We start from the raw sequence: 21,126 nt of genomic DNA on the forward strand, positions 1-21,126 counted from the left end.
TCAGATAATTCCCCCCGGCAATACAGGCGTGCTTCCGGTTGCGATAATGGCCTTTTTAAATTGATAGATATCAAACTGATGGCCGTTCTCAACCCCAATTTTATTGTCACTCGTAAATGTTGCAGCACCTTGAATCACCTCAACTTGGTTGGCTGAGCACAGTGCTTCAACACCTTTTCGAAGCTGAGTCGTCACTTGATCTTTGTATGCTAAAAGCTTCCCGAGGTCGAGTCCGGATTCTACTAAGTCAAAACCTAAGCTTTCCATATGAGGAATCTCTGATTTTTTCCGTGCAGCATACGCCCAAACTTTAGAAGGAATGCACCCTTTGTTTAAACAAACTCCGCCTAATACGTCTTTTTCGATCAGTGTGACCTTTTGCCCTAACTGCGCTGCACGAATCGCAGCCGTGTAACCTCCTGGACCTCCGCCAATAATGACAAGGTCACGTTCTTCGATCATTTCTCCGACAACCATTTATATCATCTCCAGCATGAGTTTACTCGGATTTTCTATTAAACTTATAAAGCGGTTTGAGAAGGCGACTCCCGTTGCCCCGTCTGCTACCCTGTGGTCAAATGATAATGATAGATTCATCATTGGCGGATGACGATTTCATCGTGTTCGTTAACAACTGGGCGTTTTTTCGTTTTATGGAACGCAATCAGTGCTGTTTCTGGATAATTAATGATTGGTGTTGCCCCTGTGCTGCCGAGTGGCCCTACGTTACTCATCGTAAACGTGCCGCCCTTGTAATGCTTCGCTTCAAGCTTACCTTCCTGAGCTTTTTTAGTAAGACCTTTAATTTCCTTATGAATCTCCTGAATTGATAACTGACCTGCCCCGTGCAGTACGGGTACAATCAATCCTTCTTCAACATCTGTCGCAAGACCTATATTGTAATCTTTCTTTAGTTTAATCGTTTCGTTTTCTTCATCCAGTTCCGCATTAAAGATTGGGTAATCTTTTAATGCAAAGACTAAAGCTTTAACAAAAAAGGCTGGGACAGATACTGAGATACCGTCTGCTTTCAGTTCTTCACGAAGTTCCATTAGTCGCGTCAAATCCACTTCGTCAAAATGAGTGACGTGCGGAATCGTGTATATTGATTTCGTCATTTTGGTTGCGATCTGTTTGCGCACGCCTCTAAACGGAATTTCATCTGGCTGCGATTCTCTTACCGGCTTTGCTTTCGGTGGCTCTTCCGCTTCTGGTTCCTGATTCATAAATTGATAGACATCTTCCTCCGTCACACGTCCTGACGGGTCCGACGCTGGCACTTGTTCAATATCGATGCCATTTTCACGAGCAATTTTCCTCGTATATGGAGTCGCTAATACTCGATTAACCGTAGTTATCATTCGTCTATTAGTTAACTCTTTTGTTTGAGATGGTGCTGGCGTTTCATCTTGTTTCTTAGTTTGAGCTTCCTCAGCCTGAGTTCCTTCACCTTCAATCATTAAAAGTGTTGTTCCTACTTGTACGGTTTCGCCAACGGGTACAACGATTTCTTTAATGGTTCCGTTTCCAGGTGACGGGAGCTCGGCAACCATTTTATCGGTTTGAACTTCAACAAGTGGCTGGTCCGTTTTAACGGTATCGCCTTCTTTGACGAGGTAATGAACGATTTCACCTTCCGTCATCCCTTCGCCGATATCGTGTAATTTGACTTCTAGCATGCTAGCATCCCCCCCTTTAGAAATGGACTGCTTTCTCGATACTTTGCAGCACTCGTTTTGGTGTTGGCAGCTGATGGTCTTCCAGCGCAAAAAATGGCACTGGCACATCAAAGCCTGTTACTCGCTCGATTGGTGCGCGTAAGTATAAAAAGGATGTATCGTTAATGACGGATAAAAGATCATTTCCGAGCCCGCCTGTCGATTGTGCTTCATGAACAATCACGCAGCGACCTGTTTTTTGAACCGACTCCGCAATTAGATCTCGATCAAGTGGGTATAACGTTTTAAGGTCTAATACATCACATGTGATGCCCTTTTGCCCGGCTTGTTCAGCAGCCTGCTTAGCAACTGGGACCATCGCTCCCCATGCAATGATCGTAATGTCGTCACCTTCCCCAATTTTTTCACCTTTGCCAATTTCAACCGTATATTTTCCTTCAGGGACATCCTCGCGCTTAGCCCGGTAACTTCTCATCGGCTCCATGAATATAACTGGATCCGGGTCTCAATCGCAGCAATTAGCAGTCCCTTCGCATCATATGGTGTCGCTGGACAAACGACTTTAACTCCAGGCATATGGGTAAATAATGCCTCTGCACTATCCGAATGAACCTCTGGCGCGCGAATGCCCGCTCCATATGGCGCACGAATCACCATTGGCACTGAAAAATGCCCCATCGTTTTCATACGGATTCTCGAAACGTGCGTCATAATTTGATCGTAGGCTGGGTAAATAAATCCCATGAACTGCATCTCAGCAACAGGTTTGAACCCATTAACGGCAAGACCTACTGACGTTCCGACAATTCCAGATTCTGAAAGCGGTGTATCTACGACACGGTCTTCACCGAAAACCTCTTGTAGTCCTTCAGTTGCGCGGAACACACCGCCGTTTTTCCCAATATCTTCACCGAGTAAAATCGTTCGCTCGTCTTCTTCAAGCATCGTTTTAAGCGCGTCGTTAACTGCTTGAACTAATGTTAGCTGATTTGTTTTACTCGTTTGATCAACCTTTTGTTCCATTTTTACATCCATTAAGAATCCCTCCCTAGAAGCGCTAGATAGGATTGTTTCTGTTCTGATAGCTGCTTTGGCATGTTTTCAAAAACATGATCGAACAAGTCTTCTGGATTCGGCTTCGGATACTGCTCCATCGCTTCAACGGCTGATTCGACTTCATCAGTTAATTCACGTTCAATTTGCTCAACCCAAGCTTCATCCCAGAAATCGTTATTTTTCATAAAATGCTCTAAACGCTCAACCGGGTTCACCACATCTTCACCTTGACCATCTGGACGATACTTCGTTGGATCATCCGCTGTTGTATGGGCACCCGTTCTCCACGTGACCGCTTCTATTAAGGTTGGCCCTTCGCCATTTCGCGCACGCTGAGCTGCTTTTTTTGTTTCAAAATAAACTGCGAAGACATCATTTCCATCAACTCTTACACTTGGAATATCGTAAGCTAAGCCTTTTTGCGCAATCGTCTTCGAGTTCATCTGTTTTTCAAACGGAACCGAAATCGCGTAACGGTTATTTTGGTTAAAAAAGACCGTTGGCGTTTGGAACACACTTGCGAAGTTTAATCCTTCATGGAAATCACCTTCTGATGTCGCCCCATCACCGAAGAAGCAGAGCGCAATATTATCGGTTCCTTTACGCTTTTCTGCCCAGGCTGAGCCAACTGCGTGCGGGATTTGCGTTGCGATTGGTACCGCTGCTGGAAAATATTTTTTTCCTTCTGGCGGGACACACCCTTCCGCACGGCCATTCCAATACAAAACGTGCGAACCATGTCAGCGCCAAAAGTTAAGGTCGCGCCATGATCACGGTAAGTCGGGAATACCCAGTCATGTTCACCTAGTGCCATCACGCTTCCGACTTGTGAAGCTTCCTGCCCTTCAAACGGTGGGTACGTTCCAATGCGGCCTTGACGCTGAAGGCTAATCGCTTTTCGGTCAAATATTCTTATCCTTAACATATGACGATAAACCTGTTTAACCAGATCTTCGTTAATGTTCTCCATGCTCGCTTGATCGACAACGTTGCCTTGATCATCCATCACTTTGATGATGGGAAATTGCTCTTCCATCCTGCTTCCCCCTTAGCGTATATTCCACTTCGGTTTATCTGAGCGTGTAAAGAAGCTATTTCGCTTCTCGCGTTTAGCCATTAAGTTATCGCAATACTGATTAGCTGCTTCAACAGTTGAAATGTTTTGCGTTTTTGGCTGTTTTATAAACTTCCATCATCGTGTTATAAATCTCTTTTGTTTTAAGTAAAACACGCTCTTTATTAGGTCCATATAGCTCATCGGTTACTTGTATCAAACCACCAGCATTAATAATGTAATCAGGTGCATATAAAATGCCTCGATCAGCAAGTTCGTGTCCGTGTTTTTCTTCAAGTAACTGATTATTCGCAGCTCCTGCAATTGCTTTAAACTTAAATTGCTCTATTGTTGTCTCGTTAATAATTCCTCCAAAAGCACAAGGCACAAAAATATCAGCATCAGCTAAGTAGATGTCATTCGGTTCAACGATGTGCAGTTTACCTGGTAAACCTTTTGCTTCTAATTGAATCGTTTCGATGTTTTCAGTGCTAATGTCTGATGCGTAGACCGTTGCGCCTTCTTCTAATAAACGCTTCGCTACTTTAAAGCCAACTTTTCCGAGTCCTTGAATCGCATACGATACGGCGCTTAGATCTTCATGGTCAAAAAGCATGTGACATGTTGCTTTTAAACCATAGATTACACCTTGTGATGTCGGGATTGACGAGTCTCCACCACCTCCGTATGCTTCAGGAATTCCTGCAATGTTTTTCGTTTCTTTATACGCATGGACGAAATCTTCTAACGTCGTCCCCATATCAGTTCCCGTGTAAAATCGCCCGTTAAGAGAATCAACGAACTGGCCAAATGCGCGGAATAATTCAGGTGATTTATCTGTTTTAGGATCGCCAATAATAACGGATTTTCCTCCACCAAAATCTAAATCAGCCGCGGCACATTTGTAGCTCATACCTTTAGATAGTCTAAGCACGTCTTCTAATGCATCATCAAACGTTTCATAAGGATGCATGCGGCAACCACCAATCGCCGGACCAAGTTTAGTGCTATGTATGGCGATGATTGCTCTGAGTCCTGTTTCCGGATCATTACAGAAAATGACTTGTTCATGCTCCATCATCTTACTCATGAGGTCGTAGCTTTCGTTTCGATCGTTCTTTGACGATGTTTTTAAAAAACTCATAACCATCCTCCTCAATCGGATTTAATTTTTATAAAACTAAACTTCAGGGTGACTTAACTAGTTTGCGGTGAGATTTTTTGTTCAATTAATTCTTTCGGTAAAATGACTTGCTTGACTTCGCCTTTACCGATTAATTGCTCATTATTGTAGGCTTCAACGGATGTGGTTACTTGTGGGTGTTCATATTTCGTAAGTGTTGCTGTTAACGTAACTTTTGAGTTAGCTGGAGCTGCGTCGACGTGCTTGACTTCAACGGCTGCTCCCATACCTTCTTCATGTTCTTCTAAAAATGGCAAAATGATTTTTCGCGAGACCCATTCCATGTGATAAACCATGGCAACAGTTGAATACACAGGATGAACTACTTGCCCTTCAAAGCTCGCAAACATATCATCAGTTACATCGATTTCAATTGTTTCTTGTCTACCAAGATCCATTCCTTGCTTCATGCCATCGCCTCTTTTTATTAAAAATATCAGCTCTAATTAAAAGCGCTTACATGATTCAATAAAATTTTATATAACGTTATTACAACGCTATTTTATCATTGCGTCATAAAACAGTCAATTTGATTTTAGAATTTTTAGAATATTAACTCGTTAAGTTAATATTCAGAAGCTCTTTAGCTTTTGCAACCTGCTGAGTCGCTTCATTCATCATGCCTGTTAAAAGCTGCTGAACGGTTGGTACATCTTGAATGAGGCCGCATACTTGACCACCATTTAAGAATCCATTTTCTAAATCACCTTCAAGCGCTCCTTTGCAGTGGTGATCTTCTGAAGTCAAGGTGCGGTAATCATCCTGACTCATGCCGACTCTTTCAAGATCATGTAACCTCTCTGCATAAGGTGTTTTTAAAATTCGGCGAACCTGCCCAACTGAACGCCCGACAATCACAGTGCCTGTTCCATTATCATCAAGTAGCTTTTGCTTATAATGGATATGAAAAGGTGCCTCCTGAGTCGCAATGAGTCTAGTGCCCATCTGAACGCCGTTTGCTCCTAACATAAGTGCAGCAGATAACCCTTTTCCATCACCAATACCTCCAGCTGCGATAACAGGAACACTGACGTTTTCTGCAATTTGCGGAACGAGTGTGAACGTCGTGAGTTCGAGGTTCGAATTGATCCCAGCCGCTTCATACCCTTCAGCTACTAGAATGTCAGCTCCTGCTTCTTCAGCTTTCTTCGCATGTTTAACAGACGCAACTAACGTCATGACTTTGATACCATGCTCGTGAAAAACTGGGATAAACGGAGCAGGGTTACCCGCAGACAGCGACACAACTGGAATGTCATGGTCAATCACTAATTTGACGAGCTCCTTCACATGAGGTGTGACACCAAGGGCAATGTTAATCGCAAACGGCTGATCGGTTAGCTTTTTCGTCTCTAAAATTTTGAGCTCGACTTCCTCAGGCGTCATCGTGCCGCAGCCAAGTGTTCCGAGCCCCCCCGTATTAGAAACAGCTGCTGTTAGCGGGGCATTACTGATATTCCCCATTCCGCCTTGGACAATTGGATATTTAATGTTAATTAAGTCACAAACTGGGTTCATAGTTAGTCCTCCTCGGTTCTGATCAATCACTTACATTCTCAATGATGGTCGCAATCCCCTGTCCGACACCTACGCACATGGTTGCTAATCCATACTTCGTTCCGCGTTTTCGCATTTCGTGAATAAGAGTGGTTAAAATACGAGCCCCACTTGCTCCTAGAGGATGCCCGTAAGCAATTGCTCCTCCGTTAACGTTTACAATCTCTCGGTTCATGCCAATTTGTTTAATACACTCTAATGATTGTGAGGCAAACGCTTCGTTCAATTCGACTAATCCTAAGTCATTTACAGTTAAATTCGCTCGTTTTAACGCTTTAGCCGTCGCACCAATTGGTCCAAGTCCCATTACGGCAGGTTCTAACCCAATCGTTGCTCCTGAGTTGAATTTTGCTAAAGGCTTGAGGTTGAGTTCTTTCGCTTTTTCAGCGCTCATAAGCAATAGCGCAGATGCTCCGTCATTAACTCCTGAAGCATTTCCGGCTGTAATTGTACCTTCGCCGAATATAGGTCTTAAATTTGAAAGCTTTTCTAATGTTGTCGTTGGCCTAGGGTGTTCATCTTGATTGACCACAATTTCATTCCCTTTTCGGTCGTGGTAAACAACTGGAACGATTTCGTCTTTTAACCTACCAGATTCCATCGCTTGCTTTGCCTTCATTTGACTTTCAAAAGCAAATTCATCCTGTTCTTCTCTGCTTATCCCGTACCGTTTGGCGACGTTCTCTGCCGTCTGAGGCATAGAGTCTGAACCATACATGTTTTCTAACTTTTTGTTCGTAAAGCGCCAGCCAATCGTCGTATCAAAAAGCTCTCTATTACCACGCGGAAACTCTTGGTCTGGTTTAGCCATGACTAAAGGAGCCCTCGTCATACTCTCAGTACCACCCGCTATGTATATATCACCATCACCAACCACAATCGCACGTGCAGCCTGCATAACAGCATCCATGCCTGATCCACAAAGCCGGTTAACGGTTACACCTCCGACTTCAACCGGAAGCTCCGCTAATAAAGCAGACATTCTAGCGACATTACGGTTATCCTCACCAGCCTGGTTCGCATTGCCTAAAACCACTTCTTCGATTTCACTTACAGGCACACCGGGCTGCCTTTCTAATAATGCCTTTATGACAATCGCCCCAAGATCATCAGGACGAACATGTTTTAGCCCGCCTTTATAGCGGCCAATCGGTGTTCTGACCGCATCTACAATGACAACGTCTTTCATCGTAATCACGCAACCTTCTTAAGTTATTGAATGTAAATTTTCTATGGGTGTGTTTCACCTTCCTACGGGTGTGTTTCCCAATCCTATTGGCGTAACCTCCACCCAATAGGCGTTAACCCACTTTTTTTATCAAAACATGGTCGAGACATAATATGCCTCGACCATTTCATTACTTTAAACCCCGAAAGGATTGAGTGGTTTTGGACCGTAGTAAGATAATACGCTCTTATCTTCCATGTATAAATCAAGTGTTTCAACAGTAAGCTCACGGCCAAAGCCTGATTGCTTATAACCACCGAATGGTGTGCCTGGGAATGCTGAGAATGGGCTATTCACCATAACAATTCCGGCTTGAATTTGGTGCGCGACTCGGGTTGCACGACCTTGGTTTGTCGTCCAAATCGCCGAACCTAAACCGTATTTCGTGTCATTCGCGCGTTTGATGACATCTTTTTCATCAGAGAATTTTTCAACGACCACTACCGGTCCGAAAATTTCTTCTTTTACTGCCTTCATATCAGGTGTGACATCCGTAATGACGGTTGGCTCATACCAATGACCATTTTCAAAGCCTTCAGGATACATCGGCTTTCCGCCTGTCGCAATCGTTGCTCCCTCGTCAATCGCAGACTGAACATAGCCATCAATGACTTCTAACTGCTCTCGGCTAATAATTGAACCGAGATGAGTTCCTTTATTTAATGGGTCGCCAGTTTGGAGCTTCTTCGTCTTTTCAATAAACTTCTCCATAAACTCATCGTAAATATCTTCATGTACGAACATTCGAGAACGTGCTTCACACGACTGGCCTGTGTTGAAGAAAATACCGAATAATGAACCTGCAACCGCTGCTTCCATATCCGCATCTTCAAAAACAATGTTTGGCGACTTTCCACCAAGCTCTAGTGTAATGCGTTTTAACGTTTGAGATGCTTTTTCCATAATATCTTTACCAGTCGGTGTTGAGCCGGTAAACGCGACTTTGTTAATGTCTTCGTGCTTCACTAAGTAATCACCAACAACAGCACCAGAACCTGGAACGGTATTCACAACCCCTTCAGGAACGCCCGCTTCATGACAGATTTCATTTAAGATAATCGCTGTAATTGGCGTAAGGGATGCTGGTTTAATCACCACTGAACACCCAGCTGCGATCGCTGGAGCTATCTTCCACGCCGCCATCATCATCGGGTAGTTCCAAGGAATAATCTGCGCACAAACACCAACAGGCTCTTTATGCGTATAGTTAAAAAATCCATATGGCATGTTGTTCACTTCGCCGCGGTGACCAACAATCGCACCTGCATAAAACTCAAAGTCTTCAATGGATTGGTTGACTTGAACCTGCGCTGCTCCAATTGATTTACCACTATTTAAAACTTCCATTTCTACTAATTCGTTGAAACGTGAACGCATAATTTCAGCAATCTTATTTAACACACGAGCACGTTTGCCGACTGGATATTTGCGCCACTTTCCATTATCGAATGCGTTACGTGCTGCTTGAACCGCTTTTTCCGCATCCTCTTCATTTGCTTTAGCAATAGTTGCAATTGCCTCGCCCTTAGCTGGATCAAAAGTATCGAAAGTCTCACCTGAACTGCTCTCAACTCGCTCTCCATTAATAATCATCGAGTAATGATCACGCTTCATGTCTCCTACTTGTTTAATCGCTTCTTTAGTCATTTCCATGATTGATTCACTCCTTTACTATTTTCCGATAAATGTTGGTTTTCGCTTCTCCTTAAACGCCTGAACGCCTTCGTGATGATCCTCTGAAAGGCCCGCGATCCTCTGTGCAAATGCTTCTTTTTCTAAGAATTCATCGAACGACTCATTCATGCTATCGATCATGTACCGTTTAACGAGTTCAATTGACTTTGTCGGCATACTCGCTAAATGTTGCGAGAAAGCGTCTACCTTTTCATCCCACTCATCAGGCTCGATTAGTTCCGTCGCTAAACCAAAGTCATAAGCTTCTTCCCCTGTAATTGGTTTACCTAAAATCGTGACTTCCATCGCTTTCGCGTAACCAATCAACCTTGGAAGTAAATATAAAAATCCAGAATCTGGAACCAGGCCAATTCCTACAAAAGCGCTAACAAACTTAACGTTTGGCTGAACCAACCTGAAATCTGCTGCTAAAGCAAGGCTCATACCAGCACCTGCTGCTGTTCCGTTAACCGCAGCTACAATCGGTTTCGGCGTAGCCTTGATCGCCTTCATCATGGGATGATAACGAGAACGCAAAAACTCAGCATGGTTCGTATCGTCACCAACGTCTTGTAAGTCCTGACCCGAACAAAAGGCCTTTCCTTCCCCCGTAATCACAATGCACCTTATGTCATTGCTTTTATTTGCAACCTTCAGTGCTTTCGTAATCTCTTTATTCATGACTTCAGTAATAGCGTTGTACGCTTTTGGCCTGTTCAGTGTAATCGTTGCCACACCTTGATTTTCACTGTACTTAATCGTTTCAAATTCCAACCGCTACACCCCCTTAAAGTGTGGAGGTCGTTTTTCAGCAAAAGCTTCATGCCTTCAGTTTGATCTTGTGAATCAAACGTTAAGTAAAAATTCTTCCGTTCTAGCTTCATCCCCTCTATTAAAGGTAAGTCTTCGGCTGCTTTAACCGATTCTTTAATGAGGCGGAGCGATATAGGCGCCTGTTTTGTTAGTTGATGAGCGACCCGCATCGTTTCTTCCTCAACGAGCTCAGGTGCAATCACCCGGTTAACAATGCCCATTTCGTTCGCTTGCTTCGCGGTCATTGACTCACCTAACCAAATCCACTCAAGAGCCCTTCTTGACCCGATTGCTTTGGTTAAAAGTTGTGTGCCACCAGCACCAGGCATAACGCCTAACTTCACTTCAGGGAACCCAAACTTTGCTTCTTCACCCGCGATTATCATGTCACAGTGAAGTACAAGCTCAAACCCGCCACCTAAGGCAAACCCGTTAACTGAAGCTAAAATTGGTTTGTTAATGAGCTGTATTCGGTCCCAGACGGCAAAAGGATCTGCAAGTTCTAATGATAGAGGGGATTCGTTCATCATCTCTTCAATATCAGCGCCTGCCGCAAAGACTTTTTGATTTCCTTTCACCACAATGACTTTTACTTTTTCATCACGGTCGTACATCTCAAGTGTTTCAACGATCTCATCTACCATTTGCCGGTTCAGTGCGTTTAACACGTCAGGGCGGTTGAGTTGAACCACCCCAACTGAGTCTTCAATGTACGCATTAATGTACTTTTTCGACATTGACTTCTTCACCTATGACAAGTGTGACGAGATCACCGGCAAATTGCATAACGTCTTTTCCTGATGCTTTTCCTTCGTCTGTTTTCATGGCAGTTTGTAGGGATTCGTGGTCGTCGTAGAACATCTCGCATAGCAAGTAGTAATCGGTTTTACCCATTGGCGAGCCGACGATTTTAGTAACTTTCATGTCGCGTAGGCCCGGGATTTTTGTGTGAGTGGTGTGTGTGTGTTGAAGTAGTGCTCATCGAACTTCTCCGGATCTTCCGGTTGTTTGTAAATCGCGATTAATTTAACCATTTGAAAAACTCCTTTATTATAGTCTTATTTGAGAAATCCACTCCCTTTCCGTGGGCGAACCGCGAGCCTCCTCGGGCTCATGCCCTGCGGGGTCTCACCTGGTTCGCTGTTCCCACAGGAGTGTCGTGGATTTCTCACCTTTTAAACAAAAACCGTTCTCCTTAACTTCCTACATTAATCAATACACATAATCCACAACTGGTTTCATGGCTTCGAATGGGTTGCGGCAACTTGTGCAGTAGAGAATGCTGCGGCATGCGGTTGGACCGAATACGTTTTCCATTGATGTATAGTCCGAGCCGCAATACGGACAGTCAACCGTCCATTCTTCACCAGGTTGGTAGTTCTCTGGTGGCGGAGCGACTCCGTGTTTTTTGAGCTGCGTTTTGCCTTCATCTGTAATGGCGTCAGTAGACCACTTTTCTTCAAATGAAAAGTGAACCTCACAGTCCGATACCCAAGGCAAATCACCAACTGCCTTTTGAACATCTCGCTTAATAAAATCTAAAGCTGGGCATCCTGCAAAAGTCGGAACCATCGTGATTAACACTTGGCTTCCAATCACCTTCACGTCGTGCACCATTCCAAGGTCAAACACGCTAACAGACGGCAATTCTGGGTCGTCTACTGTTTTAACACAGCTTCGATTTCCTTAAGATGTTGATTCACTCCATCTCACCTCCTACCAAACAGCATCTTTGTCACTTTCATACACTTCAGCTAAAATCTCTAAAGCTTGGTTTAAGTCTGGCGTGTGATCACCATCCCTCCCGCTTCCATACTTCTTGCCAAAGTTTTTCGCTGGCAGTTCTGGTATGGTTTTGGATAACTCTTCTAACCAGCGCTCTCTTAAGGTGTCTTCACTCACCACAATTCCTAAGTGCTCAGCTCCGCTGCATGTGCTCCTAGTTCAAACACATCGCCGCACTGTTCCCACGCTTCTTCAAGTCTTTCTTGCAATCTATTTCGGGCATCATCAGTCGATTGATAGAGTTGTTTAAACCAAATTCTCCAGTGAGCTAAATGATATGGCTGTTCCATTAATACTTTTCCAGCGACATTCGCAAGCGGTTTATACGAACCTTTTGTAATCGCTTCCAACTTAACCTTTTTAAAAGATTCATAGAAGAAGTTACGAACAACCGTCAAGGCCCAGTCGTAATAAGGCTCTTCTGTATAGTGGCCTTCACCATTTTTCTTCTCAAAGTAAATGGCATTCTTTCGTTCTTCAGGCTTACGCTCATGGGCAAGGAAATCCGCTTCTTGATCCCCTAACTCTTCTAGTAGATTATAAAACATCAGCGCGTGGCCCATCGTGTTTTGCGTAATTGAGGAGAACGCGACATCTTCTTCAATGTGAGGTGCTAACCCGAGCCATTCAGACCCGCGGAAAGAGATCAGAAAATCATCATCAGCGAGTTGGTATAACAAGTCTTTTAATGCGTTCAAGTAAGTTTGATCTTGCTTTGCTGCTTCTGCTGATTCCATCATTTCTTCTTCACCTCTTTCCAAGACATAATTTCCTTCTCATCTAACATGCCTTGTTCTTTTTCCTTCCACTTTTGTCTTAAATAACCGTACCTTTTGTTCTACGGTAATCTTTATTGTCTAAGCGCTTTGTCCAGTTCATGCGCTCTTCACTCGTCATCGCCCGGATGTTATCGCGTTTTACCACCCAAACATCTAATACATCTTCTCGGCGCATAAAGTTCTCCATGGCCATAGATAGAGCCATTTCTTCATTTGGCGCAAGAAGGCTAAATTGATGCTGGATCGGTGCTTTCACACTTTTTTTACTAAACACTTCGTATTCTTGATAAAAACTCGTCTCGTTTGTCTCTTCCAATCCCCTCGCTCCTTCCTAAGAACCGATCGCTTCTTTTGATAACGCCTGACGCACCCAGCGGTTATTCTCGTAAGCTACTTCTCTTAGGCGTAAGCGTTCTTTTGATCTTGGACCTTTATTTTTAATTATTCGTTTAAACTCATCCCAATCAGGCTGCTGATAAACCCAGCGCTCTTCTTTTTCATCGTAGTGTACCGTCTCATCTGGCACCGTTAATCCTAGTGAAAAGACCCGTGGTAAATACTTATCTAAGAAAGCCTGGCGCAGCTCCTCATTATTACTTTTACGAATCTTGTATTTAATCATAATGTCCTGCTTTGATGATCCTGTTGTATCAGCTGATGCCGGGCCGAAAAACATGAGTAGTGAAGGCCACCAGCGATTGAGTGACTCTTGTAAAATAGCACGCTGATGCTCTGTTCCTTCTGCTAAAGCCATAATAATCGCCTCACCATGCTGCGCGTGAAAAACTTCCTCTTGGCAAATCCGCTGAAGTGCTCGTTGGTACGGGCCGTATGAAGCATCTAGCATATTCGTTTGAGATATAATCGCTGCTCCATCCACTAACCAGCCAACCATGCCGGCATCTGCCCATGTTTTCGTTGGCATGTGAAAGACATTATGAAACTTTAAATCTCCTGATAATAGATCTTCCATAAGGTCTTTACGTGTCTTGCCATAAGGCTTCATGAGATCCTCTGCGACACGAAGCAGTAACTGTCCGTGTCCCATTTCATCCTGCACCTTTGCCATAATGCCTAGCTTCCGCTTCATCGTAGGAGCTTTAGGTGTCCACTCTTTCTCTGGAAGCGCTCCCATAATTTCGCTAATGCCATGCATGGATATCAGTTTAATTAAAGCAACACGGTATTCCTCTGGCATCCAGTCATCCGCTTCAATCTTCTCCCCCGCTTCAATTCGTTCCATAAAGCGATCATACTTCTCTTGATCATCACGCGGACCATCTGTTGGACCATACTCAATGTAATGATACATATAGTCACCTCATATCATACGTTTATTTAACGTAATCGTATCAAATCGTTATACATTATTCAATAAGATTTTTTAATTTTCAAACATTTAATTCTTTAGTCACTAAAGTTTATGTTGTCATAACATGTGTCATTCGTGCATTTCTTTAAAATAAATGCGTGAATAATTTATTTGTTTATAGTAAACTAGTCTCAAATTGATACAAATGAAGAACGGAAAGGATCATCAGAAATGGACAAACAGTTTAACACACGGTCTATGATTTTTACGTTATATGGAGACTATGTCCGCCATTACGGGAGCGTGATCTGGATCGGTAGTTTAATAAAATTATTAAAAGAATTCGGGCACAATGAACAGGCCGTGCGCGCAGCTATCTCTCGTATGAGTAAGCAGGGGTGGGTAAAATCTGAGAAACGTGGTAATCGAAGCTACTATTCTTTAACTGAACAAGGAAAAGCACGCATGGAAGAGGCCTCAAAACGCATCTATAAATTCGAGTCCCAAAAGTGGGATGGATACTGGCGTATGCTAGTCTATAATATCCCAGAAAATAAACGCAGTTTGAGAGACGAACTTCGTAAAGAGCTTGTTTGGAGTGGATTTGGAAATCTATCAAATAGCTGCTGGATTACCCCTAACCCACTTGATGAACAAATACATAGGTTAGTTGATAAGTATGAGATTGCGGATTACATTACCTATTTCAAATCGACGTATGAAGGTATGAGCACACCGCAGAGCTTAGTCGATAAATGTTGGGACCTAGAGGATGTCAATCAAAAGTATTCTGATTTCATTAAGGAATATAGCGAGAAGTATTATATTGATAAAAACTTAATCGAAAAAGGTGCGATCAGTGACGGGGCATGCTTCGTAAAGTGCGCTTCTCTCGTTCACCAATACCGGAAATTCTTATTCATTGACCCAGATTTGCCTGAGGAATTACTTCCTAATCAATGGTTAGGAAATTCAGCCGCGACATTGTTTAATGACTATCATGATTTGCTTCAGCCTCGTGCGACTCAGTTTTTTGAAAGTGTGTTTGAATAGAACTGTCGTTTAGCGGTGCTCGATTATCGTTTCGGGAACCAAGAATATAGTTTAATAAATCTCGTCTCGTAATTAGATAATAAAATGAAAAAATAGATAATAAAACTTCGATTTTAGATAATAAATATTAAAATCAGATAATAAACTACCGATTCTGGATAATAAAAACAAAATTTAGATAATAACCATAAAGCCCAACCACTCAAGGTTGGGCTTTTACCTTACTTAATTCTTTCAAATACTTCTGGGTCTTGAAACTCACGACCCTTATTGGCATAAGTATTAATCGTCTCTTCAATCATTTCTAGATCCTGATCGGTTAGATCACGCACAACTTTACCTGGTGAACCGAGCACGAGTGATCGTGGTGGAATAACCTTGCCAGATGGAACCAAACTGTTCGCACCGATAATAGAATACTCACCTATCTCAGCTCCATCTAAAACAGTTGCTCCCATACCTACAAGTACACCTTTTTTAAGTGTACAGCCATGCACAATGGCGTGTGACCAATGGAAACCTCATCCTCCATGGTTAATGGAAACTGTTCGTATAAATGGCACATCGAGTTCTCCTGAATATTACAACGCTTGCCAATTCGAATGGGGCCCTCATCACCGCGGATGGTAACGTTGAACCACACACTGGAACCTTCGCCTATTTCAACATCTCCAATAATCTTAGCATCATCTGCGATAAACACTGAGTTGTGAATTCGTGGGGACTGGTCTTTGTAACGATAAATCATTTTACCCCTCCCGTTTAGTTTCTATTTTTAATATAACATAAATTAAATAATGCGTTTTAAAAGCATAATATCTGTAACCTTTAAACCCATCAATCGACTAAACTACTGGAGGGATTCCAATGAAACGATTATGGCTTATAATCGCAACCACCTTCTTGATGGCCTGCCACCAGTACCCTGGTGAGGGTTATGAAGGTGCCTTAACCGTAAATCAAGTCCTTGAGTTAAACCCCGATGCTAAATATTTTGAATTTAATAACCGAGTATACACAAAGGTGAACTGGGCTAAGGATCTTCAGTTAACTAAATGTGAACAAATTGGAGAAATCGAAAAGGGTATGTCAAATCATTTACCAATTGGTACTAAAATTTTCGCCCCCAAAGAGAGGCGTGATCTTTTAATAGTAGAACAAAATGGAGTGCAACATTACTACCTGGTTGCTTATGGAGAGTAATTATATAGATATGAATCAACATTACATAAGAAGTCCCATTAAAACAATCCAATGTAACTGCACTAAAGAAAATTAGCCCTACCTTATTGCATATCTAAAATTTTATGTTATAGTTTCCTAAAGGAAACATTCGGTCTCAAATGAAACTTTTATGTAAATATAAGCACGCTTTTTAAATAATAGGCATATCATTAAATTAGATTTTGCAGTTACTTTTTTTTAGTCAAAAAGTTTCCTAAAGGAAACATATTGTCCACCATGAAAGTGTAATTAGAACAGGAGGAACCAACTATGACAGAGAACTTATTACTTGCTTTTGGGCTAACATTGATGGCGGGGCTTGCAACAGGTATCGGCAGCCTGCTTGCATTCTTAACCACCACCACAAACACGAAGTTTTATCATTCACACTTGGATTTTCTGCCGGGGTGATGATTTACGTATCGATGATTGAAATATTTTTTAAGGCTCAAGAATCACTAGTAGCTGCGATGGGAGAAGTCCAGGGTAACTGGCTAACAGTTGCAGGATTTTTCGGAGGAATCTTACTGATTGCTCTAATTGACCATTCTATCCCGAAACAAGGAAATCCACATGAATTGAAGAAAGTTGAAGATATGAATAAAGAACCAAAAGACCCTGCCTTACTTAAAATGGGGACTTTCACAGCTATTGCGATTGCAATTCACAACTTTCCTGAGGGGATTGCGACATTCACTTCTGCTTTGCAAGACCCTGCGCTAGGACTTGCGATTGCTGTAGCAATTGCGATTCATAATATTCCCGAGGGAATCGCTGTCTCCGTTCCCGTTTATTACGCAACTGGCAGTCGTAAAAAAGCCTTTAAATTATCGTTTTTATCTGGCTTATCAGAACCAATCGGAGCATTAGTTGCGTTTTTAATTTTGATGCCGTATTTAAATGACATTATGTTCGGGATTATTTTTGCTGGAGTCGCAGGGATTATGGTGTTTATTTCTCTTGATGAACTACTTCCAGCCGCTAAAAAGTATGACGAAACTCATGTATCAATTTACGGAGTCATTAGTGGAATGGCTATTATGGCCTTAAGTATTTTATTATTTATTTAAAAACTTGTCCGTTTAATCTAAAATAAAGATAAAGAGATCGTTAAAGGAGGAAGCTGTTTGGCTACAACACCCAACATGGAGGATTACTTAGAGATTATCTATTTGATGTTTGAAGAAAAAGGCTACGCACGCGCAACCGATATAGCAGAACACCTAGATGTCCTACCTTCCTCTGTGACTAAAATGATGAAACGATTGGATCGTCAAGGTCTTGGCGTTTATGAAAAATATCGCGGATTTGTCTTAACGTCAAAAGGCAAAAAATAGCTAAAGACATCGTGGATAAACACCAGACTCTTGAAGATTTTTTCCGTGTGTTTGAAATAGATTCTGAAAATATTTACGAAGAAGTAGAAGGGATTGAGCATCATATCGGAAAAGAAAACGACCTTCTGCATTTCATCGCTCATTCGCTTTTTCGAGGATCACCCAGAGATTAAAAACAATATTTCAAATATCGCGAGGATTTAGATGATTGATTGGACTATCACCATGGATGCCAACAACTCATGGTGAGCTTTATAAAAAACACGAGGTGAATTTGTCGACCTAGGACCAGCTTATGAAGGTGCAAAAATTGGTTTAGCCGTTCCAGCTTATATGGATGTCAAGTCTCTTAAAGACTTTGAACCTGCGGAATAATTAAGTAGTTTCTATATTAAAAACTCCTCTTTTTACGAAACGGAAAGAGGAGTTTTTTATATTTATCGATTTTTAGAAGGCGCACCTGGTGGATGGTAAAAAGGCGGAACCTTTAACCAGCCACGTTTTCGCATTAAACTTTTTGCCTTCATACCTAACGATAATTTATCAATATGAAACTTTAAAAACATAAGGCCAACATCCGTCCTCACACTTTGACTTGCAGAGCCACTACATAAATTACTCGCATATACAAAATTAATACTGAGGGTATTCATAATTTCATTCTCCGTCATTCTAGCACCCTCTGGCACAGCTTCTGGTTCTGATTTCGGTTTATGTTCAGGAGCTGCAGGAAGTGTAACTCCCTCATCAATCATAAAGCTTCGCAGTTCTTTTTTATGAGAGTTAGCTACTTTCAAAGCTTCATTCACAAAGTCAACAACTTCTTTATTTTTGTCATGTTTAAACTAATTTCTTCATAAACAATAATACTTTCAACGAACGCAAGGTAAGTCCAGCATGCCATGCTTCGCCTACATGTATATCTTCTTTTTCACCATCTGTTAAACTCTTTAACGTGTGTAAGGAGGCTTCAATCCATTTCGGAAAATTATTTCCCACCTACGTTCACCTCTACTCAAATTTAGTTAAAATTATTTTTTACTAAATGAGTAGAAATATTCTTCCTTAAGTAAAACGTGTGACAAGCGCTACTAAAATCAATAAAATTAAGCCGATATAGATCAGGGTTTTCATACGATCCACTCTGAACTTCTCCTTTTTTTATTAGCATGCGCTACGTCACTCTAGATTATGTTACTGAGTAAAGTTTTCTGGCATAACTACTGCCACAACTGATCCTGAAGCGACTTTTTCTTCCCCAGCAAAAACATCAATATCCGTTTTAAATTTATGTTCCCGAACTTCTTCAACTTTTCCCACAGCTTTTAAGACCTTTCCTTGAGGTGTTGGTTTTGTGAATTTAATTTCTAAAGAAGCTGTCACAAACCTTGGAGCATCCACTCCGTCACCTGGTTCATTCCCCTTTTTGCGATGAAGTGCTAATGAAGCTGAACCTGTCCCGTGGCAGTCCATGAGAGATGCAAGAAACCCTCCATAGACAAACCCAGGAATAGCCGTGTATTTCTTATCAGGCTCATAATATGTAACGGTCTGATCTCCTTCCCAGCCAGTTCTAAATTGATGCCCTTCTTCATTTAGCCGTCCACACCCGTAGCAATGAGCAAAACTGTTCGGGTAATCATCTTGAATCGCATGTTTAATATGTGTCACCTGAATCCACCTCTGTTTTTTAAATTTTTCTATAATTTTAGATTATCATACATCGTATAGCTGTGCATGAGGTCTTGAGATTAGGTCAAAATACAATTAAGACAGCTTAAGGAGCCTTATTTATGGATGAAACTTTAAAAGAAACATTGATTGTACTTGGAAGAATTATAACGATCTTGCCACTTTTATTATTGGTCACGATTTTTATGGGGAAAAGAGCAATAGGTGAGCTCCCTATATTTGATTTTTTAATTGTCATTTCACTCGGCTCTTTAGTAGGTGCGGATATAGCTGACCCATCCATTGAACATTTATACACAGTCGTTGCACTAATCGCAATTGCTATGTTGCAAAGGTTAGTAGCTAAACTCAAAATAATGAACCGAAAAATTGGCCGCTACCTAACTTTTGAACCTACCGTAGTAGTCCAAGACGGCAAGCTGTTAAATCAAAATCTAAAACGCATTCGCTACTCAATTGATAACATCCTTCAGCTGCTAAGAGAAAAAAACGTGTTTGACCTAAATGATGTCCAAACAGCCATCATCGAATCTGATGGAAGTTTAAGTGTGTTATTAAAACCATCAAAAAGGCCCATTACAATTGAAGATATGCAGCTTGATGGAGGCCAGCCTAGCATATCATTACCTGTCGTTATGGAAGGGGAAATTTACACAAGTATTTTAAAATCATTTAGTTTGAATGAAACGTGGTTAAAAGAAGAACTGGCTAAGCGTGGTATTTTAGATGTACAGGAAGTTTTTTATGCCGCTATTAACTATGATTTAGAACTTCACATTTCTCTTAAAAACGAGAAAGGATTATATGTTCCAAGGTTTTATCATTAGACCCTAAAGATTTTATGATTTTAGCTACAACTTCAATAAAAATAAAATTTATGGGACATCAGAAACCTTTTATGAGACATTTGTAAACGAAATGCGGAATCGATTTTTGTCGAAAAGGGGCATTAGACTTAATTTATAAGACATTAAAGCCGATTTATAGGACATTTCGGCAAATATATGAGACATTGCATTAGAAAAAGCTTTTGCACCCAACATAGGCGCAAAAGCTCACAGAAATTAATATGCCTTTTTCGGCGCCCACTGACTTTCCTCTTCTGGTAGTAAATCTATGAATGACCACATACCACAGAATGAATCTCCTGGGCCGAATGGAGCTGATGAGTATTGATAAATCTGACCATCTTCGTCTTTTTTCAGAATGGATACGCCAGGCTGAGGTGCACCATCTGAAGTTTCAAAACCTAATGCTTGTTTGAATTTAGATTGTGCAGTAGAAACTAGTTTAAATCGCCACTTACGCTGATCCGCAAATTCAGCCATGACATCAGGTTCGTCGGATGAAGCCAAAACAACCGGCGCCACGCTTTCTAAATGGTGAAGGATTCCATTGATTTCATCCGCCCAAAGCATACAATAATTACAAGACTTACCCATATTCTGAATAACATATAACGTGTCAGCATCACCAAATAGCTTATCGACCGTCACTTTGTTACCTTCCCTGTCCAGTAACTCATAATTATCAATGACCACTTTTCCCTCTTGCTTCATCAGCTCAAATAATTCCTTCTTTTTAGCAGCCAACTCTTCGTGAAGACTATTAATCCTCTGTTCTAAAGTACCCGCATCAGACATTCCCATACCTCCTAAAATATTTGTTATGTTTTAATTCTACAAAGATATGGAAAAACC

Annotated in this window: 13 protein-coding genes and 13 pseudogenes; 5 read left to right on the forward strand and 21 right to left on the reverse strand. The window is 41.7% G+C overall.

The window, feature by feature from the left end; all coding sequences use genetic code 11:
* From JCM13188_RS17905 to paaA, 16 genes and pseudogenes are all read right to left on the reverse strand, one after another.
* On the reverse strand, positions 1–477 hold the full coding sequence (locus tag JCM13188_RS17905; RefSeq protein WP_279401386.1) for an FAD-dependent oxidoreductase: 477 nt from the start codon (positions 475–477) through the stop codon (positions 1–3).
* Positions 478–1,679 (reverse strand): annotated as a pseudogene (locus JCM13188_RS04560) (dihydrolipoamide acetyltransferase family protein).
* A 16-nt stretch (positions 1,680–1,695) separates the two neighbouring features.
* Positions 1,696–2,714, reverse strand: a pseudogene (locus tag JCM13188_RS04565) (alpha-ketoacid dehydrogenase subunit beta).
* Positions 2,714–3,771 (reverse strand): annotated as a pseudogene (gene pdhA / locus JCM13188_RS04570) (pyruvate dehydrogenase (acetyl-transferring) E1 component subunit alpha). The pseudogenes JCM13188_RS04565 and pdhA overlap by 1 nt, the downstream one beginning before the upstream one ends.
* A gap of 12 nt (positions 3,772–3,783) precedes the next feature.
* Positions 3,784–4,933, reverse strand: a pseudogene (locus tag JCM13188_RS04575) (Leu/Phe/Val dehydrogenase).
* 53 nt (positions 4,934–4,986) lie between these two features.
* A complete protein-coding gene (locus JCM13188_RS04580; RefSeq protein ID WP_054752440.1) occupies positions 4,987–5,382 on the reverse strand; it encodes a thioesterase family protein in 396 nt (131 codons plus the stop codon).
* Positions 5,383–5,524: 142 nt separating this feature from the next.
* On the reverse strand, positions 5,525–6,490 hold the full coding sequence (locus JCM13188_RS04585) for an NAD(P)H-dependent flavin oxidoreductase (protein WP_054752441.1): 966 nt from the start codon (positions 6,488–6,490) through the stop codon (positions 5,525–5,527).
* 22 nt (positions 6,491–6,512) lie between these two features.
* Entirely contained in the window at positions 6,513–7,718 is a 1,206-nt protein-coding gene (locus tag JCM13188_RS04590) for a thiolase family protein (protein ID WP_054752533.1), read from the reverse strand.
* 174 nt (positions 7,719–7,892) lie between these two features.
* Positions 7,893–9,410, reverse strand: a complete 1,518-nt coding sequence (locus JCM13188_RS04595) for an aldehyde dehydrogenase family protein (protein WP_054752443.1) — start codon at positions 9,408–9,410, stop codon at positions 7,893–7,895.
* 18 nt (positions 9,411–9,428) lie between these two features.
* Positions 9,429–10,205 (reverse strand): enoyl-CoA hydratase/isomerase family protein, encoded by a 777-nt coding sequence (locus JCM13188_RS04600; protein WP_054752445.1) that lies wholly within the window; start codon positions 10,203–10,205, stop codon positions 9,429–9,431.
* 3 nt (positions 10,206–10,208) lie between these two features.
* Positions 10,209–10,981 (reverse strand): annotated as a pseudogene (locus tag JCM13188_RS04605) (enoyl-CoA hydratase/isomerase family protein).
* Positions 10,962–11,278 (reverse strand): annotated as a pseudogene (locus JCM13188_RS04610) (EthD family reductase). The pseudogenes JCM13188_RS04605 and JCM13188_RS04610 overlap by 20 nt, the downstream one beginning before the upstream one ends.
* A 178-nt stretch (positions 11,279–11,456) precedes the next feature.
* Positions 11,457–11,909 (reverse strand): annotated as a pseudogene (gene paaD, locus JCM13188_RS04615) (1,2-phenylacetyl-CoA epoxidase subunit PaaD); the annotation flags it as partial.
* A 51-nt stretch (positions 11,910–11,960) separates the two neighbouring features.
* Positions 11,961–12,769 (reverse strand): annotated as a pseudogene (paaC, locus tag JCM13188_RS04620) (1,2-phenylacetyl-CoA epoxidase subunit PaaC).
* Positions 12,766–13,124 (reverse strand): annotated as a pseudogene (gene paaB, locus JCM13188_RS04625) (1,2-phenylacetyl-CoA epoxidase subunit PaaB). Before paaB ends, paaC begins: the two co-directional pseudogenes overlap by 4 nt.
* A 15-nt stretch (positions 13,125–13,139) precedes the next feature.
* Positions 13,140–14,120 carry a 1,2-phenylacetyl-CoA epoxidase subunit PaaA gene (paaA, locus tag JCM13188_RS04630; protein ID WP_054752449.1) on the reverse strand — a complete coding sequence of 327 codons (981 nt, stop codon included), beginning with the start codon at positions 14,118–14,120 and terminating at the stop codon, positions 13,140–13,142.
* A gap of 231 nt (positions 14,121–14,351) precedes the next feature.
* Between paaA and paaX the strand changes: the two genes are divergently transcribed.
* On the forward strand, positions 14,352–15,173 hold the full coding sequence (gene paaX, locus JCM13188_RS04635; RefSeq protein ID WP_054752450.1) for a phenylacetic acid degradation operon negative regulatory protein PaaX: 822 nt from the start codon (positions 14,352–14,354) through the stop codon (positions 15,171–15,173).
* Between the two features lie 221 nt (positions 15,174–15,394).
* Here paaX and JCM13188_RS04640 read toward each other — a convergent pair.
* Positions 15,395–15,921, reverse strand: a pseudogene (locus tag JCM13188_RS04640) (gamma carbonic anhydrase family protein).
* A 119-nt stretch (positions 15,922–16,040) separates the two neighbouring features.
* Between JCM13188_RS04640 and JCM13188_RS04645 the strand changes: the two are divergent.
* From JCM13188_RS04645 to mntR, 3 genes and pseudogenes are all read left to right on the forward strand, one after another.
* Positions 16,041–16,376: a hypothetical protein gene (locus JCM13188_RS04645; protein WP_054752452.1), complete on the forward strand. Its 336-nt coding sequence runs from the start codon at positions 16,041–16,043 to the stop codon at positions 16,374–16,376.
* 291 nt (positions 16,377–16,667) lie between these two features.
* A pseudogene (zupT, locus tag JCM13188_RS04650) lies at positions 16,668–17,467 on the forward strand (zinc transporter ZupT).
* A gap of 75 nt (positions 17,468–17,542) precedes the next feature.
* A pseudogene (mntR, locus tag JCM13188_RS04655) lies at positions 17,543–17,938 on the forward strand (transcriptional regulator MntR).
* A 233-nt stretch (positions 17,939–18,171) separates the two neighbouring features.
* Here the strand turns inward: mntR and JCM13188_RS04660 are convergent.
* The 3 genes and pseudogenes from JCM13188_RS04660 to JCM13188_RS04665 all read right to left on the reverse strand — a co-directional run.
* Positions 18,172–18,564, reverse strand: a pseudogene (locus JCM13188_RS04660) (DUF3231 family protein); the annotation flags it as partial.
* Between the two features lie 10 nt (positions 18,565–18,574).
* Positions 18,575–18,733, reverse strand: a complete 159-nt coding sequence (locus JCM13188_RS17910) for a hypothetical protein (RefSeq protein WP_279401387.1) — start codon at positions 18,731–18,733, stop codon at positions 18,575–18,577.
* 195 nt (positions 18,734–18,928) lie between these two features.
* A complete protein-coding gene (locus tag JCM13188_RS04665; RefSeq protein WP_054752456.1) occupies positions 18,929–19,405 on the reverse strand; it encodes a PaaI family thioesterase in 477 nt (158 codons plus the stop codon).
* 122 nt (positions 19,406–19,527) lie between these two features.
* On the opposite strand from JCM13188_RS04665, the gene JCM13188_RS04670 reads away from it, so the two are divergent.
* On the forward strand, positions 19,528–20,253 hold the full coding sequence (locus JCM13188_RS04670; protein WP_054752458.1) for a DUF421 domain-containing protein: 726 nt from the start codon (positions 19,528–19,530) through the stop codon (positions 20,251–20,253).
* A 237-nt stretch (positions 20,254–20,490) separates the two neighbouring features.
* Here the strand turns inward: JCM13188_RS04670 and JCM13188_RS04675 are convergent, their stop codons facing one another.
* The gene (locus JCM13188_RS04675; protein WP_054752459.1) at positions 20,491–21,069 is read right to left on the reverse strand and encodes a DUF899 family protein; all 579 of its coding nucleotides are present in this window, start codon (positions 21,067–21,069) and stop codon (positions 20,491–20,493) included.
* Positions 21,070–21,126: the final 57 nt, after the last annotated feature.

This window comes from Piscibacillus salipiscarius JCM 13188, assembly GCF_001311865.1.
Lineage (GTDB): Bacteria > Bacillota > Bacilli > Bacillales > Alkalibacillaceae > Piscibacillus > Piscibacillus salipiscarius.